Raw genomic sequence first — 16,139 nt, 5'->3', positions numbered from 1 at the left:
CAATGACAACAGCGATCAAAGAACAGTTGGATGCTGCCGCCGCGCAGCATCCCGGTACCCGGGAAACCATGCTCTCCCTGCGCAATTGCTCTCTGTCCTTCGGCAACGTGCCTGTGCTGAATCAGGTCAGTCTTGATGTATACCGCAATGAGTTCATTTCGATCCTCGGACCGAGCGGCTGCGGGAAATCCACGACACTGCGGCTGATGCTGCGGCTGTTAAGCCCGGAGACCGGTGGAGAGGTGGCGTATGCTTCACCTGATCTGTCCCTGGGCATGGTCTTTCAGAAGCCGGTCCTGATGCCGTGGCTCAGCGCGCTGCAGAACGTCATGCTGCCGCTGGAGCTGGGCGAGAAGAAGAAGTTCAGCAAAGCCGAGGCACGTGAAAAAGCAGAAAGTGCCCTGCGCCTGGTCGGCCTCCAGGATTATCTGAACCACTTCCCGCATCAGCTCAGCGGCGGGATGCAGCAGCGGGCAGCGATTGCCCGGGCTCTGGCGGCCGATCCGACGGTGCTGCTGATGGATGAGCCGTTCGGCGCGCTGGATGAGCTGACACGCGAGAAGCTGAATTTCGAGCTGCTGCGGCTATGGGAAAGCCCGGAGACCAGTCTAAGCAGCATTGTGATGGTCACCCATTCGATCCATGAATCCGCGCTGCTGTCGGACCGGGTCGTGATGATGTCTCCCCGGCCTGCCGGTGTGACGGATATCATTCCGGTGACGCTGCCCTCCCCGCGTGAGGCGGGCATGGAGGAGCTGCCGGAATTTCACCGGATTGTCAAGGAACTGAGAAAGCGGGTGAAGCATCTATGACGGTCAAAATCAAAGACACCCTGTACCCGGTCACGTTTGCGCTCGGCTTCCTGCTGCTGTGGGAGTTGGCTGTACGTCTCCTGTCGGTTCCGATGTATCTTCTACCTGCGCCTACGCAGGTAGTCTCGGCTATCAATGGCTCGCTGTGGTCGCATACGCTGGTTACGCTGGGCGAAGCGCTGACCGGGTTCATTCTCGCCAATATCCTCGGCCTGGCTACCGCAGTGATTTTTGTTCATTCCAAGCCGATTGAGAAAGGGATGTTCCCGCTGGCCATCGCCCTTAAGACTACGCCGCTGGTGGCGCTGGCCCCGCTGCTGGTCGTCTGGCTGGGGACCGGGTATACCTCGAAGGTAATCGCTTCGATGCTGATCTGTTTTTTTCCGATTCTGGTGAACAGTGTCAAGGGGCTTAAGGCCATTGAATACGAAGCCTGGGAGCTGTTCTCCACCTACAAAGGGACGAAAAGCGAAATCTTCTGGAAGCTGCGCCTGCCGACGAGTCTGCCTTATATCTTCTCTGCCCTCAAAATCTCCACCTCGCTCGCGATAGTCGGTGCCATAGTCGGCGAATTTGTCGGAGCGAATAAGGGACTCGGTTATGTAGTGCTTGTCTCTTCCTATCATATGGATACGCCGGTGATGTTCTCGGCCATTATTGCTTCGGCGCTGTGCGGCCTGCTGCTGTTCTGGTGTATCGGGCTGCTGGAGAAACGGGTTATTTTCTGGACAAGGAGCGATGATCTATGATGAACTGCTCGGTCATTCGAATCCCGGCAGGCGCGCCGCATGATATGTCGGGATTAAGCGCAGCGGTGGAAGCAGGCCTGTTCCGGCCGGAGGAAGTGGTCGCGGTGCTGGGGAAGACGGAGGGAAACGGCTGTGTGAATGATTTTACACGGGGTTATGCTGTGATGGCCCTGAAAGGATTCTTTGCTGAAGCGGCAAAAGGAGGAGCTGCCGACATCTCTTATGTGATGTCCGGCGGTACGGAAGGGGTGCTCAGCCCGCACTTCACGGTCATCAGCCGCAGCGGGCAGAAGGAGCCGGGTGTGGTCACTGATGGCCTGAAGTCACTCGCCATTGGAGTCGCCAGAACCCGGAGCTTCCGGCCGGAGGAGCTGGGACGGCTGCCTCAGGTGGACGAAGTGGCGGATGCCGTGGCCCGTGCGGTCATGGATGCGGGCATCACCTCACCGGAGGATGTGCATTTTGTACAGATCAAATGTCCGCTGCTTACCGCTGAGCAGATCTATGAGGCACACAGCCGTGAGGGTTCGCTCGTCACAGAGGATACTTATAAATCGATGGGCTATTCCAGAGGAGCTTCTGCACTGGGTGCCGGGGTAGCGCTGGGTGAGGTGGATCGTGCGGCCTTGCAGGAAGAAGAGATCTGCACGGACTGGACTCAATTCAGCGCGGTAGCCTCCACTTCGGCGGGCAGTGAGCTGTCCTGCTGCGAAGTGATTGTGTTCGGGAACTCACTGTCTGCGGATGGCCCGTACCACATCGACCATGCCGTGATGCAGGATGCTGTAGATGGCGCTGCGCTTCAGGGCCTGCTGGACCGTTATCCCGGTGAAGAGCTGGTGCAGGTGCTGGCCAAGGCGGAAGCCGATCCCGATGGCGTCATCCGCGGACGCCGCCATATCATGCTGGATGACTCGGATATCAATCATACCCGCCATGCGCGGGCTGTAGTCGGCGGTGTGCTGGCCTATGTCGGCGGCGACCCGATGATCTACGTCTCCGGCGGAGGCGAGCATCAGGGGCCGAAGGGCGGAGGACCGGTGGCGGCTGTGTTCCGCCGCAGGTAGCAGAGCTTTTTGACAGGAGCAATGTATTATCACTATCCATCATGGGGGAATCGAATATGCATACACAGGAAACGAAAGTGCTGGCAGCAGCAGATATGACATGGGAGCTTATGCCGAATCACATAGAGCTGTATCACCGGGAGATTGTCTCGGCAACGGAGGCGGACCGCCTGGGCATCCGCATGAGCTCAATTCTGTGGGAGAAGCTGGGGATCGGCGGCCAAGTGTTGCCGCATTATCATGATGTAGTCGAAATCATTCATATTACCGTAGGAGAGGTCAAGCTGCTATGTGACGGGGAGTGGTACAGCTACCGGGCCGGAGATACGTTCCATGTGCCTGCGGGCGTAGTCCATTCTGTCAGGAATACAGGGGATGCTCCTTCGGAGCAGATCAGTATTTTTGTACCGGCGGAGGCGGAGGTGCCGTCCAACAGCTTCTTCGGCACTACACTAATCGAGGATATCTATTCTTCCAAGCTATAGTAAAGGCGGCGGAGCCATGGGCAGCAATGTAATTACCGGTTTGACCTGCAGCGATATTCTGCTGATTCCCGACCTGAAGGAAGCGGCCCTGCTGGCTGGGGCCGGGGGCCTTGGACGTTATATTAACCGGGTCAATGTAATGGAGGTTCCCGATGTTATTGACTGGGTCCGTCCGGGAGAGTTCCTGATTACAAGCGGCTTCCCCTTTCATAACCGTCCGGAGCTGATCGCAGAGATTATTCCCCAGCTTAACCAGAAGGGGGTGTCCGCGCTCGGGATCAAAACCAAACGTTATATCGATGAGATTCCGCCGAGGGCGCTGGAACTCGCGGATCAGCTGGGCTTCCCGATCTTCGAGCTGCCCGCCTCCACCTCCTTCTCCGATGTGGTCCGCGACATTATGGAGCGGGTGCTGGTGCAGGAGGCGCGGGAGCTCTCGCAGCTGCAGAGCCGGTTCCAGAAGCTGTCGAAGCAGCTTCTCCATGGCGACGGGATTGAGGATTTCCTGCTGACGCTGGACGGGATGCTGCATAATCCGGTCGTCCTGCTGGATGATACCGATCAGGTCTTCTGTTCTCCGCAGGCGGATGCGCTACAGCTGGAGGAGCAGCTTCCGGCCTGGATACAGCTTCGCCAGGAAGGCAGTCTCGGCATTACATTCCTCACCGTTGGAGAACGGCGTATCCGAGCTTATGTCTCGGCTGTCAATGACAAGGGAGCAGACCAGTGTCTGCTGGTGCTGCTGGAGTGGAACAGCGAGCTGTCGGTAGTGGATCAGTTAACGATTGACCGGGTCGGTGTGCTGGTCGGACTGGAGATGATCAATGCCGGGGCCCGCCGGGAGGTGGAGCTGAAGTATGTGGACCAGTTCCTGCAGGACTGGATCAGCGGGCGGATTGCCGCTGCCGAGGATCTGAAGCTGCGCGGCGCGGCCTGCGGCTGCCCGCTCCCGGAGCGCCCGCTGCGTGCTGTAACCATCGGATGGCTGGAGGATAAGCCGGAGCTTAAGCAGCTGCAGCAGGTAGTGAAGCGGGTGCGTGCCCGGGCAGACCTTCAGCATGTGAAGCTCACCATCCTTGAAGGGGAGCTGGTGCTGACCGTGCCGGAGCAGCCGGAGCTTCCGCTGGAGGAGACGCTGGGTCGTCTGCTGGCCGAGATGAACCGGATAGTTGTCAGCGGGAGCTGCGCCTTCTGTATCGGCGATCTTGCGGACGGCCCTGATCAGGTGCGGTTCAGCTATGAATCCTCCCGCAAAATCGCCCGCATCCGCCAAATCAGCGGCTACAGCGGGTCTTATGTCGATTACCGGAAGCTGGGTGTCTTCCGGCTGCTGTACCATCTGCCCGAGCTGGAGGAGATCACCGAGTACAGGGATCAGTATATTGCTCCGCTGCTGGAGTACGACCGCAAGCATAATGCTTCGCTGCTCCAGACGCTCCAGCTGTATTTCAAGTGCAACCGCAACGTCAAGCGGACCTCCGGCGAGCTGTTCACTCATTATAATACGGTCACCTACCGGATCGACCGGGCCTGTGAGCTGCTGGGATTAAGCCAGGATGACGGTGACGATATGCTGGAGCTGCAGCTCGCGCTGAAGCTGTATGAGATGAGCAAGGGCCGCAGGTCCGGCACCGATACGCAGAGAAGGAGATGAAGCCTGATGACAGCAATAACGGAATGGCCCGCGAAGCTGACAGCCGGCTGGCTGCGGGGGCAGTATTTGAGCGGCACGCTGGAGCCGGAGGAGGTTATCCGGGAGATCATCCGCCGCGCTGCGCGGGACAAGGACATGAACATCTGGATTGAAGCGCCCGCCGTGGCGCAGATCGCTCCCTACCTGGCAGCGCTCAAAGAGCTGAATCCGCAGGAGCATCCCTTGTGGGGCATTCCATTCGCGGTGAAGGATAACATCGATGTGAAGGGACTGCCCACGACGGCGGCATGTCCTGAATTCGCTTATCAGCCGGAAGCCGACGCAGCGGTTGTAGCGAGATTGGTGGCTGCGGGGGCGATCCCTGTCGGCAAAAGCAATCTGGACCAGTTCGCCACCGGACTCGTCGGTGTGCGCAGCCCTTACGGCGAGACGCATAATGCCCTGCGTCCCGAATACATCAGCGGCGGCTCCAGCGCCGGTTCGGCGGTTGCCGTGGCCCGGGGCCAGGCGGTATTCAGCCTGGGCACCGATACCGCCGGCTCGGGCCGTGTGCCGGCCGCGCTGAACGGGCTGGTCGGCTATAAGCCCAGCCTGGGCGCCTGGCCGGTGCGCGGCGTAGTGCCGGCGTGTGCCAGCCTGGATTGTGTCACCGTATTCGCGCACAATCTGGAGGATGCACTCACGGTGGACCGCGCAGCACGCGGCTTCGAGGCAGCCGATCCGTGGTCACGTTCCGTGAAGCGGGAGGCTGCCGCTCTGCCCGGGAAGCTGCTGCTGCCGGAAGCGCCGCTGGACTTCTACGGGCCCCATGCGGACGAATACCGCCGGGCCTGGGAACGGGCCGAAGCGGCGGTTCAGGAGCTGGGGCTGCCGGTTGAACGGGTGGACTGTACGCTGTTCTCCGAAGCGGCAGCCATCCTGTACGACGGCCCCTGGGTAGCCGAACGCTGGGCGGATCTGGCCGGATTCGTGGAGAGTCACCGTGAAGCAGTGCTGCCGGTAACGGAGTCGATTCTCTCCTCCGGGGCCGCGGAACGCCACACTGCTTCGAGCCTGTTCCAGGCCATGCACCGCTTGCAGCAGTATAAGCGGGAAGCGGAGCTGCTGCTGCGGGATGCGGTGCTGGTCCTGCCGACCTGCGGCGGAACCTGGACCCGGGAGCAGTTGGCTGCGAACCCGGTAGGGGCCAACTCCGATATGGGCCGCTACACCAATCACTGCAACCTGCTCGACCTGTCGGCGGTGGCAATTCCCGCCGGGGAAGCGGCGGGGAACCTGCCGTTCGGCATTACGCTGTTCGCTCTGGCGGACAGTGAGCATCTGCTTGCCGGAGCCGGGGCGCGGCTTCTGGCGGAGGGGAATGATGGTGAGAGTGGGGGGAGTTCTGCCGGGGCCGAGGCTCAACTTCTGGCGGAGCACCAATCGCTGGAGCCGGAAGCTGGCGGAGGTACTAGTGGTGCAGGTGGTACTGCTGGGGCTGACGTTGGTGAGGCCGGAGGGACTGGTGCTGCTACTGGCGCCGAACTACCAGCGTCCGGCATGGTTACACTGGCGGTCTGCGGGCTGCATATGCGCGGCTTCCCGCTGGAGAAGCAGATGCTGGAGCATGGCGCCCGCTTCTGGCAGGAGGCGCGGACTGCTGCCTGTTATGAGCTGGTCAAGCTTCCTACAATGCCGGCGAAGCCGGGCCTGCTGAGACAGGCGGCAGGGGGAAGCGCTATCGAACTGGAGCTGTGGCAGATGCCGGTGGAATCGCTGGGCGCATTCGCCACGCTTATCCCGGCCCCGCTGGGTCTCGGGCGGGTGGCCCTCGCCGATGGCCGCGAAGTGACGGGCTTCATCTGCGAAGGCTATGCCGCCGCCGGAGCTGAGAACGTTACAGCCTACGGGGGCTGGAGATACCTGCCTGCTGAATAAATACCGCTTTCAGCGTGCAGCTCTGCATGCCGATTAACTGCCGCTTTCGGCGTTCACCTCTGCGTGCGTTATACTAAGGTGGAATTTGTGTATCCCATCTCGTGTCACCGGGATACATGTAGTAATTAGTTGGATTTTCTCCATTTGCTGCTGGTGGAATACCTCCTATGGGAACAGCAGATGGATAAACAGCACTTATTTTGTCCGGTTTTAACGCATTCCATAGATTGCGGCGGATTAGATGTACTTTTTCCAACTGCTTCAGTCAAATCGGCTGATTTGGCTGTATTAAGTGCCTTTTTTCCAACTGCTATAACTTTACGCGCTGCCACCCAAGCCACTTTACCCGCGCGCATCCCATCCCACCAACAAGTTGCAGAAATCCCAAAAAAGGACTCTCCCAAGCTTATAGCTTGTGGAAGAGTCCTTTTTGTATGAATTGGATGGCGCGTGCAGGCTGTGCCTTGACATGCTGTGGTACGGTGGAAAGGGCCGCATAATCGGCGCGTTCAATTTCTTCAAGAATCCGGTTCAGGTGGGAGAATACCGCACCGAGATCACGGAAGGCCGCGAGCGGGCATTGATCCTGCAGCTCCGAGAACCAGGCGAGCTGCACATCGCGGGCTCTTCTCAGACTCTCGGGGAGTGACCGTCCGCTGCATTCGGCATCCGATAGCGTTCGTGTGCCGTACAGGGCGATACAGTCTGCCGTTGCGGTTACAACCTCCAGCATCCAGTCGGCTGCGGCATAATGGGCCGGCAGCAGGGCGATCTCTTCGCTTATGGCCTTGACATAGGAGTGGACCTTGATGAGATGGGTGGTCGTCTGTGTCAGCTTGCCAATGTCCTTGCGGCACTGGTAATGAGACAGCGTGTAATGCATCTCCTTCTGCAGCCGGTCGCTCTTCTTCAGCAGCTCGCCGGAGCTCTCAAGAGCAGCCTTGGCCTGTGCGGCATCCCGGCCGCTTGCAGCGAATCCGGTTAAGGCATCGGATAAGGTCAGGCTGCCCTTCAGCGCCAGGTCCTTGACCTTGACGAAGCTCTTGGGCGGCACGATAATCATATTGATGATGAGGGCAATCAGCACGCCGATCAGCGTCTCGGCGACTCTCCAGACGATATATTGGTCATGATAGAAGGTAAGTGCGAGAACCGAGGTGACGCCGACCTGGGAGACGGCCTGGATATTGATCCGGCAGGCTGTAGCCACCCCAATGCCGATCAGCAGCATCAGCAGAATCGACAGCGCACCCACATCGAAGAATTTGCCTACGATCAGGCTGACGATGCCGCCAAGGACCACGCCGGTCATGCGGTAGACGCCTTTTTCAAGGGAGGCCTTGACACTGCTCTGGGTAATCAGAATCGCCGCCAGCGGCGCGAAGTACAGGTAATGGTCCCCGTAGATAATGTGCACAGCCAGCCACGAGAGCGAAGCGGCGAGCGTAATCCGTATCATATATAAGGATAATCCGAACTTTTCAAGGCGCTCCTGTAAGCCCTCGTTCATGTTTGTCATCTTCTTTCATGTAAATAGGAAAAATTTTATGGTTTTCATCCGTTTTCATTATAGCACCTCAAAACAGGCTGGAGGCGGGCAAGATTTTACGAACTTGTTAAGTTTTTGTGCGCGATTTCACAATGTAAGCTATCGCATATATTGCAGGATTCATTTATGCTATATATATTGAAGTCTGTCGAACCAAGGCAAGAATTGTCGCTTATCCGTGCTAAGCATGCTGCTGCCGGATTGTCTCCCGCAAGAAGCGGGTAAAATAGGTTGTACTACATAAGTAAGGGAGGTTGTTAGCTATAGCTACCCCGGAAGGCACTATTATTTCATTTGACCAGGTGATTAAGCAATACGACGACGAAGAGGCTGTACTCAAAGGCGTGAGCTTCGAAATTGAACGCGGTAAATTCTACACGCTGCTGGGCCCTTCGGGCTGCGGAAAAACGACCATTCTGCGTCTGATCGCCGGCTTCGCGGAGCCGACGGAAGGTTCGATCTATCTGAACGGCAAAATTATCAACCACATTCCCGCCAATGAGCGGCAGGTCAATACGGTATTTCAGGACTATGCGCTGTTTCCGCATCTGAACGTATTCGAGAATGTGGCGTTTGGACTGCGCATCAAGAAGCTGAAGAAGGATGTCATTCATCAAAAGGTGCAGGAAGCGCTGCGCTTCGTCAACCTGGTCGGCTATGATCAGCGGGCCATTAATGAAATGTCCGGCGGGCAGAGACAGCGTGTGGCCATTGCGCGCGCCATTGTCAACGAGCCGCAGGTGCTGCTGCTGGACGAGCCGCTCTCGGCGCTTGATCTGAAGCTGCGTACGGAGATGCAGTATATTCTGCGGGAGATGCAGCAACGGCTGGGCATCACCTTCATCTTCGTCACCCATGACCAGGAAGAGGCGCTGGCGATGTCCGACTGGATCTTCGTCATGAACGGCGGCAAGATTGAGCAGAGCGGCACGCCTAATGATATCTACGATGAACCGATTAACCGGTTCGTGGCCGACTTCATCGGAGAGTCGAACATCGTGCCGGGTGTGATGATTGAGGACTATGTAGTGGAATTCAACGGTCACCGGTTCGAATGTGTCGATGCCGGTCTGCGGCCGAATGAAGCGGTGGAGATTGTCATCCGTCCCGAGGATCTGGAGATTGCTACAGTTGAGGCGGGCAAGCTGAAGGTGCGTGTGGATTCGCAGCTGTTCCGCGGGGTTCACTACGAGATCAGCTGCTATGACGGCTCCGGCCATGAATGGCTCGTCCATTCCACCCGTAAGGCGGAGGTTGGCTCCGAGATTGGGCTGTATTTTGACCCGGAAGCGATCCATGTTATGCGTTTCGGTGAAACGGAGGAAGAGTTCGACAAGCGTCTGGAGGCTTACGCCGAGGTGGAGAGCCATGATGACTAAGGGCAAGTCGTATTACCTCATCCCGTACTACCTGTGGATCGCGCTGTTTGTCATTGCCCCGGTGCTGCTGGTGGTCTACTATTCCCTGTTCGATCTGGAGGGGAAGCTGACGCTGAATAACTACGTCAATTTCTTCACGCCGGTCTATATGAGAATGATGCTGAATTCGTTCTGGTACGCTTTTCTGATCACGGTGTTCTCGCTGCTGGTGGCTTATCCGGCCGCTTATCTGCTGACGCGAACGAAGCACAAGCAGCTGTGGCTGCTGCTGATTATTCTGCCGACCTGGATCAACCTGCTGCTGAAGACTTATGCCTTCATCGGGATCTTCGGCACCTTCGGTCCGGTCAATAATTTCTTTGATTTATTGGGTCTGGGCGAGCAGCAGATTCTGTTCACGGGCTTCAGCTTTGTGTTTGTGTCGGTCTATATTTTCATTCCATTCATGATTCTACCGATCTTCAGTGCGCTCGACGAGATGAATCTGTCGCTGGTGGATGCTGCGCGTGATCTGGGTGCATCGGGATGGACAACGTTCCGGCGGGTGGTTTTTCCGCTGACGATCTCGGGTGTACGCTCCGGCTGCATGGCGGTATTCATTCCGGCGCTGTCGCTGTTCATGATTACACGTCTGATTGCCGGGAACCGGGTGATTACGCTCGGCACCGCGATTGAGCAGCACTTCCTGGTCACACAGGATTGGGGTATGGGCTCCACCGTTGCGGTGTTCCTGATCGCCATTATGGCGCTGTTCATGATTCTGACCGGCGGCTCCCGGAAGGGGGTGCGCGGATGAAGAACAGACGCAGGATTAAGAACAAGAACGGCATCGCCAATATCTATCTGGTGCTGGTCTTCCTGGTGCTGTACGCGCCGATCTTCTATCTGATGTACTACTCGTTCAACAGCGGCGGTACGATGCACAAGTTCGAAGGCTTCACGCTGGATTATTACCGTGAGGTAGTTGCCGATACCCGGCTGATGATTATTGTGATTAACACACTGGTCATCGCCCTTCTGTCATCGGCCATTGCGACCATCATAGCGGTAATCGGTGCGCTGGCGATCCATCATGTCCGCAGCCGCCGGGCCAAAAACACACTGCTCTCGCTGAACAATGTGCTGATTGTCAGCCCGGATGTCATCATCGGAGCCTCCTTCCTGATCCTGTTCACGATTGTCGGGATCAAGCTCGGCTTCACCTCCGTGCTGCTCTCGCATGTGGCGTTCAGCATTCCGATTGCGGTCATTATGATCCTGCCGCATCTGCAGGAGATGAGCCCGACCCTGACGGATGCCGCGCGTGATCTCGGCGCTACGCGCCGGGATGTGCTGACAAAAGTCATTCTGCCGATCATCAAGCCGGGAATCTTCAGCGGATTCTTCATGGCCCTGACCTATTCCCTGGATGATTTCGCAGTCACCTTCTTCGTCACGGGCAATGGCTATTCCACCCTGTCGGTGGAGATCTATTCCCGTGCCCGTCAGGGGGTCTCGCTGTCGATTAACGCGCTGTCGACGCTGATTTTCCTCTTCACAATTCTGCTGGTCATCGGTTATTACTACCTGAACCAGCGTAAAAGCCGCCCGGCGGCACAGATTGCCGAGCCGGTGGCCGAAGCGGGGGTGCCTAGATGAAGCAGCTAGTCAATACGTTCCTGGCGATTCTGATCGTCGCCTTCGGACTGATGTTCCTGGCCTCCCGGCTGAACTCGGCCCAGGGCTATTCTGGCGGCAACACGCTGACTATCTATAACTGGGGCGACTATGTGGACCCCGATCTCCTGAAGCAATTCCAGGAGGAGACCGGGATTACGGTCATCTACCAGACGTTCGATTCCAATGAAGCGATGCTGACCAAGGTAGAGCAGGGGGGTACGATCTTCGATGTTGTGATCCCCTCTGACTACGCGATCGCCAAGATGCGGGAAGAGAATCTGCTGCTGCCGCTGGATCACAGCAAGCTGCCGAATCTCGCCAACATCGATTCCAAGTTCATGAATCTGTCCTTCGATCCCGGTAACAAGTATTCGGTTCCTTATTTCTGGGGGACGGTGGGGATCATCTTCAACCCGGAGATGACGAAGGGCATCGATTTCAGCAGCTGGAATTCCTTATGGGACAAGCGGCTGAAGAATAATATCTTCCTCGTGGACGGAGCCCGTGAGGTCATGGGCATGGCGCTGAACAGCCTGCACTATTCCGTCAATGACACGAAGGAGGAGCATTTGCAGGAGGCGCTCGCGAAGCTGAACAAGCTGTCCCCAAATGTGAAGGCCATTGTGGGTGACGAGGTCAAAATGCTGCTCGCCAACGAAGAAGCGGCGGTCGGTATCGTCTGGTCCGGCGACGCTTCGGAGATCATGGATGACAACGACAAGCTGGACTTTGTCGTGCCGGAGGAAGGCTCGAACAAATGGTTCGACAACATGGTCATTCCGCGCACCGCCGGCAATGTCGAAGGCGCGCATAAATTCATCAACTTCATGCTGCGGCCGGATGTGGCGGCCCAGAATACGGAATACGTCGGCTATTCCACGCCGAACGTTCCCGGCCTGAAGCTGCTGCCGGAGGACATCTCCGGTGACGAGCGCTTCTACCCGCCCGCCGAGCTCACCGACCGGCTGGAGGTCTACGACAACCTCGGCAAGCGGATGCTTGCCCACTATAATGAGCTGTTCCTGATGTTTAAGATGAATAAGAAGTAGCTGGCGTAAGCGCCGGAAGAGTACAGAAGCCCCCTGCATGCGCGTATTGCGTAGGCGGGGGGCTTTTGCTTGCCAGGGGGTAAGGTGGAAGTGGGTGGCGGGAGTTGCATAGGGGATAGGGGAGCGGGACTATAACGGCGTGGAGGAATGGGGACTGACGAGGATTGAAGGAGTGGGGTGCTGGCGGCTGATGGTTTGATAGAGGATAAGAACGGTGTTGCCGATGCTGGTGGAGTAATCTATGTTGGTGGAATCGGGTGATAATGCTGCGGAAGCGGGTAACAGATGGATTTTGTCCACCTACTGATGAGTATTAATGGGTTGTGGGGGAGAGAGTTGGAAAAACAGCACTTAAATTTCCCCAGATCGCCCTATAGCGGCAAAACCAGGAGCAGCAGTTGCTGGTTTTCCACTTGTTGTCGAGTATTCCTTGGGAATAGCGAAATTAAGATGCGTTTTTCCAATTATTTGCCGAAGGCTAATTAAAATATTCCAGTACACCGCGCTTCAACTCATATCGTGCGGTTCGTTCCTGATTGCTGGTGGGAACCGGTACGAGCCAGCCCTTGTCAGACAGACTTCGCAAGGTGCGGACAGCGGTTCTGTAATCAATTGAGAAATGCTGCTTTACATCCTGCGGGCGAATAGGCCGGGCTAGATGAACGGTTAACCGGATGACCTCCTGCTCCATCAACTGTACGCGCGATACTGGGGTTGCCGCAGGCTGATATCTGCCCAGCACCATCCGCAGCAAGGTTATGCAGAGCTCGGGACGCTGTTCAACATCATCGTATGCGAAGGAAATCACATGATAGCCCATGGCGTACAGGAAGGTCTCGCGGTTCAGCTCGCCGCAGTATTTGTTGCGGTCCATATCACGTACATGCGAAGCATAGCCTTTGATTTCGATCAGCAGCTTTACGTATCCGGGCAGCCAAGCAAAGTCAGCGAAATAAGATCGTCCCCGCCAATCCATCACCTCATACTCCGGGTGAAGTCCGGTAAAATGTCCCCGCAAAGGCCACCATACATTCTTCAAGAACAGCACCTCGGCATGCCGATGCCCCCTTTCCAAGCGTGCTCTTCGTTCCCCCTCAGGTCTGCAATTCAAGTGTCCGCTGATAAATTGTTCATGTGCTTCTTCAAAAGTCATGCTCCTCATCCTCTCCGGAAAATAGAAAACGCCCCGGCTTCCCCATAAAGGGGTAACCGGGACGTTCTTCGTCTCGCTGGTATAAGTATAGGGTAAATGCTGGGGGAAAGCTAGAATGCAGCAAGAAGTGCGCCTAATTCACGCCGATTCGTATACGGATGGGTATCACTGCATAGAACTATAAGCTTGATGAAATGATGTTGCTTTTGAATTTCGTGCTGTTCTAATTAAAAGTTTGTATTTTTCCATTTCTTCTTCTCCTGCTGTATACCTGTATTGTTCAAATAGATCAACACAAGTAATGGCTATACTTTCGTTGTTGATTTTAGCGGAGGATTCCAGGCTTCGCAGTACATTCGTAAACTTCTCATAATACTTATTGTGAAGGTAATAGGCTGCTAATTCAGCAAGAAAGCGGGCATGCTTGTCTGCCATAACTTGCTGGTTATATTCACCGAATTCGGAGTTATATGTTCTGTAAGGGATGTAACTAGAGAAGCGCTCAAGAATATGGTCTATATTCCAATTATACCGATTTGCAGATTTAACAATGTTATACATTGCCGTGAATATCTCGTCTGGCTGGGTAGATATAAATTCCACATAATTATTTAGTACCTCTAACTGCCCATCGAGTATACGATACAAATAGATATTTGCTCTACCCCACTCCTTGAATTGGGCTAATATCCGCTCTTTTTCGTCATTAGTTTCTTGTATCCAAGGCACATCTGTATAAAGGCTTACACGCTCTATTGCAGACTTATAGTCCCCATATTCCATACAGACACTTGATAAAAAGAGATGGGAACGGAGAATATATAAATACAGCGGACTTGAAGGTGATCTTTCGTTGTCCGGTTTACGTTTCGAGCGGAGCTGGAGATTGTAACGGAGGGTAGCCAGCTCAAGCATTTTCTCGGCAAGCTCGTTCACCTTGGACCACTTTTGCAGAGAGTAGTAGACATCCAGCAGGTCTTTCAATCCGTCCAGCTGATCCGCCTCATTCAGCCGGTCGATGAAGCATTCGAACAGGATGGCTACCCGCAGATTACTGCTCTGGTCATCACCGAGGCCAATCCGGAACAAGCGATATTGGCATATTGCCAGCCGTTCGGAATTCTGATATTTCTCACTGGTGCTCACATTCTCATACAATAATGCTGCTGCGTGCCACAATCCCTGCTCGAACAATCCTTCTGCAACTTCGAATAGCATAGGGGCATAGACCAGATTCTCCAGCAGGTTCCTAACTACCTGTTCAACACAGTCAAGACGGCCGAGCGCCGCTGAACGCACAAGAAACGGCCGCAAGCGCCGCCAGGTGGGGGCCGAATGATGAAAGCATTCGTCCACGTATAAGGTATAGAAGTAGTCCTCCGGCAGGCCCATACCCCGGGTAATACGCTCCAGATGATCCATGGCAATCGGTTGACGGTCTTTAACGACACGGCTGAGTGTGCCGGAATTAATTCCTGAAGAGATGGCAAACTGATTAATGGACAGGCCCTGATTAGACAAATATGCGGTTACCTGATCGCGAATCGTGGTTGTGGACTTCATATAACACCACCTGACCTAATCCCAGTAATTAGATTTTTATTTCATTGGTGTAATAATATGTGATAATATTCCAATGGTCAATAGAGCGGATTAGTAGATACAGTGAACAAAAGGAAGGGCAGACATGGAATGTCCCTGGTTAAGTCTTCCGAGACATTGAAACGCCCCGGTTCCTTTGCGGGGATAACTGGGGCGCGTTTTTGATTCTACTTGTACTATTTAGACAGGAGCTTGGTTGCTAACGGGGATGGTTACTTCACAGCGGTCCGCATCCGGTAGCTAACCGGTACCTGCAAGGTCCGGCCCTGGAAGAACTCCTCTACCTGTGCCGAGAATTCTGCGATGTCCTGCACAAGTGAGGCCGGGCTGAGCTTCAGGAGGGACTGGACGCCGCCCTGGCTGAGGGCCAGCCCGATATAGCGCTGTGCATCGCATGACTCCATATTGTGAAAAACAATCTCTCTCGCGTAAGTAAACCGTCCGCTGGCTTTGATCCGGTTCAAATGACCTTCCTTGTCCCATTTGCTGGCCTGGTCGGCACCGGGCTGAAGTTCCGCAAGCATGGCATCCGAAGCCGCAATCAGCCGGTTGTAACGGGCTTCAATAGCGGGCTGCAGCACCAGAGGCCAGTCACAGTCGTAGGCGGCAAAGACTCCGCCGGGTCGCAGACAACGGGCGATTTCTTGAAGAGTGCTGTCCGGGTCCATCCAGTGGAACGACTGGGAGCAGGTGATAATGTCCACACTCTCCGTATCGAAAGGAAGCTGGTTGGAGTAGCCCTGCACAAAAGACAGGTTATCCGCTCCGCTGCCGAGAAGACGGAGCTTGTCCTGAGCCTTGCCCAGCATATCCGGGTTTGGCTCCACTCCGGTCACTGCATTGGCGGCATCCTTCCACAGAAAGGTGGACAGGCCGGTGCCGCAGCCAATATCTGCAACATGGGAAGGACGGTGGCCCAGGTAACTGGTGAGCAGTTCAATCACCATCGGCGGCGCTTCCGGCCGGTAACGGTCGTAGTCATTTTGGTACCCCAAAAAACGGTCGATATTAGCCTTGCTGTTGCCTGAAGGAATCATAGGAATGGCCTCCTTGCTATAGGTAGC

The 16,139-nt window shown here is 55.8% G+C and carries 14 protein-coding genes; 10 read left to right on the top strand and 4 right to left on the bottom strand.

Going from position 1 to position 16,139, the window contains the following annotated elements; all coding sequences use genetic code 11:
- Nucleotides 1-2: 2 nt before the first annotated feature.
- The 6 genes from NST26_RS31375 to NST26_RS31350 are packed head-to-tail and all read left to right on the top strand — an operon-like array spanning nucleotide 3 to nucleotide 6,684.
- Entirely contained in the window at nucleotides 3-812 is an 810-nt protein-coding gene (locus tag NST26_RS31375) for an ABC transporter ATP-binding protein (RefSeq protein ID WP_339252103.1), read from the top strand.
- Complete coding sequence (locus tag NST26_RS31370) at nucleotides 809-1,561, top strand: ABC transporter permease (protein ID WP_036728133.1); 753 nt, start codon at nucleotides 809-811, stop codon at nucleotides 1,559-1,561. Before NST26_RS31375 ends, NST26_RS31370 begins: the two co-directional genes overlap by 4 nt.
- Nucleotides 1,558-2,628, top strand: coding sequence for a ring-opening amidohydrolase (locus NST26_RS31365; protein ID WP_340980647.1), 1,071 nt, complete (start codon nucleotides 1,558-1,560; stop codon nucleotides 2,626-2,628). Before NST26_RS31370 ends, NST26_RS31365 begins: the two co-directional genes overlap by 4 nt.
- A 56-nt stretch (nucleotides 2,629-2,684) precedes the next feature.
- The gene (locus NST26_RS31360; protein ID WP_076074705.1) at nucleotides 2,685-3,113 is read left to right on the top strand and encodes a cupin domain-containing protein; all 429 of its coding nucleotides are present in this window, start codon (nucleotides 2,685-2,687) and stop codon (nucleotides 3,111-3,113) included.
- A 16-nt stretch (nucleotides 3,114-3,129) separates the two neighbouring features.
- Nucleotides 3,130-4,767: a PucR family transcriptional regulator gene (locus NST26_RS31355; RefSeq protein WP_340980646.1), complete on the top strand. Its 1,638-nt coding sequence runs from the start codon at nucleotides 3,130-3,132 to the stop codon at nucleotides 4,765-4,767.
- Between the two features lie 6 nt (nucleotides 4,768-4,773).
- On the top strand, nucleotides 4,774-6,684 hold the full coding sequence (locus NST26_RS31350) for an allophanate hydrolase (RefSeq protein WP_340980645.1): 1,911 nt from the start codon (nucleotides 4,774-4,776) through the stop codon (nucleotides 6,682-6,684).
- Between the two features lie 406 nt (nucleotides 6,685-7,090).
- Here NST26_RS31350 and NST26_RS31345 read toward each other — a convergent pair whose 3' ends face one another.
- On the bottom strand, nucleotides 7,091-8,194 hold the full coding sequence (locus NST26_RS31345; RefSeq protein WP_051478252.1) for an FUSC family protein: 1,104 nt from the start codon (nucleotides 8,192-8,194) through the stop codon (nucleotides 7,091-7,093).
- Between the two features lie 293 nt (nucleotides 8,195-8,487).
- Between NST26_RS31345 and NST26_RS31340 the strand changes: the two genes are divergently transcribed.
- The 4 genes from NST26_RS31340 to NST26_RS31325 are packed head-to-tail and all read left to right on the top strand — an operon-like array spanning nucleotide 8,488 to nucleotide 12,320.
- On the top strand, nucleotides 8,488-9,612 hold the full coding sequence (locus NST26_RS31340; protein WP_200869578.1) for an ABC transporter ATP-binding protein: 1,125 nt from the start codon (nucleotides 8,488-8,490) through the stop codon (nucleotides 9,610-9,612).
- Entirely contained in the window at nucleotides 9,602-10,408 is an 807-nt protein-coding gene (locus tag NST26_RS31335; protein WP_340957399.1) for an ABC transporter permease, read from the top strand. The genes NST26_RS31340 and NST26_RS31335 overlap by 11 nt, the downstream gene beginning before the upstream one ends.
- A 14-nt stretch (nucleotides 10,409-10,422) precedes the next feature.
- Nucleotides 10,423-11,250, top strand: coding sequence for an ABC transporter permease (locus tag NST26_RS31330; RefSeq protein WP_076074941.1), 828 nt, complete (start codon nucleotides 10,423-10,425; stop codon nucleotides 11,248-11,250).
- Complete coding sequence (locus NST26_RS31325) at nucleotides 11,247-12,320, top strand: ABC transporter substrate-binding protein (protein WP_036728155.1); 1,074 nt, start codon at nucleotides 11,247-11,249, stop codon at nucleotides 12,318-12,320. Before NST26_RS31330 ends, NST26_RS31325 begins: the two co-directional genes overlap by 4 nt.
- Nucleotides 12,321-12,798: 478 nt before the next feature.
- Here the strand turns inward: NST26_RS31325 and NST26_RS31320 are convergent, their stop codons facing one another.
- From NST26_RS31320 to NST26_RS31310, 3 genes are all read right to left on the bottom strand, one after another.
- Complete coding sequence (locus NST26_RS31320; protein ID WP_036728157.1) at nucleotides 12,799-13,473, bottom strand: hypothetical protein; 675 nt, start codon at nucleotides 13,471-13,473, stop codon at nucleotides 12,799-12,801.
- Nucleotides 13,474-13,638: 165 nt separating this feature from the next.
- Nucleotides 13,639-15,036, bottom strand: coding sequence for a helix-turn-helix domain-containing protein (locus NST26_RS31315; protein ID WP_051478253.1), 1,398 nt, complete (start codon nucleotides 15,034-15,036; stop codon nucleotides 13,639-13,641).
- Nucleotides 15,037-15,287: 251 nt separating this feature from the next.
- Nucleotides 15,288-16,112, bottom strand: coding sequence for a class I SAM-dependent methyltransferase (locus tag NST26_RS31310; RefSeq protein ID WP_340957401.1), 825 nt, complete (start codon nucleotides 16,110-16,112; stop codon nucleotides 15,288-15,290).
- Between the last annotated feature and the right edge of the window lie 27 nt (nucleotides 16,113-16,139).

Origin of the sequence: Paenibacillus sp. FSL R7-0128, assembly GCF_038002245.1 — a bacterium.
GTDB classification, from domain to species: Bacteria; Bacillota; Bacilli; order Paenibacillales; family Paenibacillaceae; genus Paenibacillus_AQ; species Paenibacillus_AQ silagei.
This window is presented reverse-complemented; position numbering and strand designations above follow the sequence as displayed.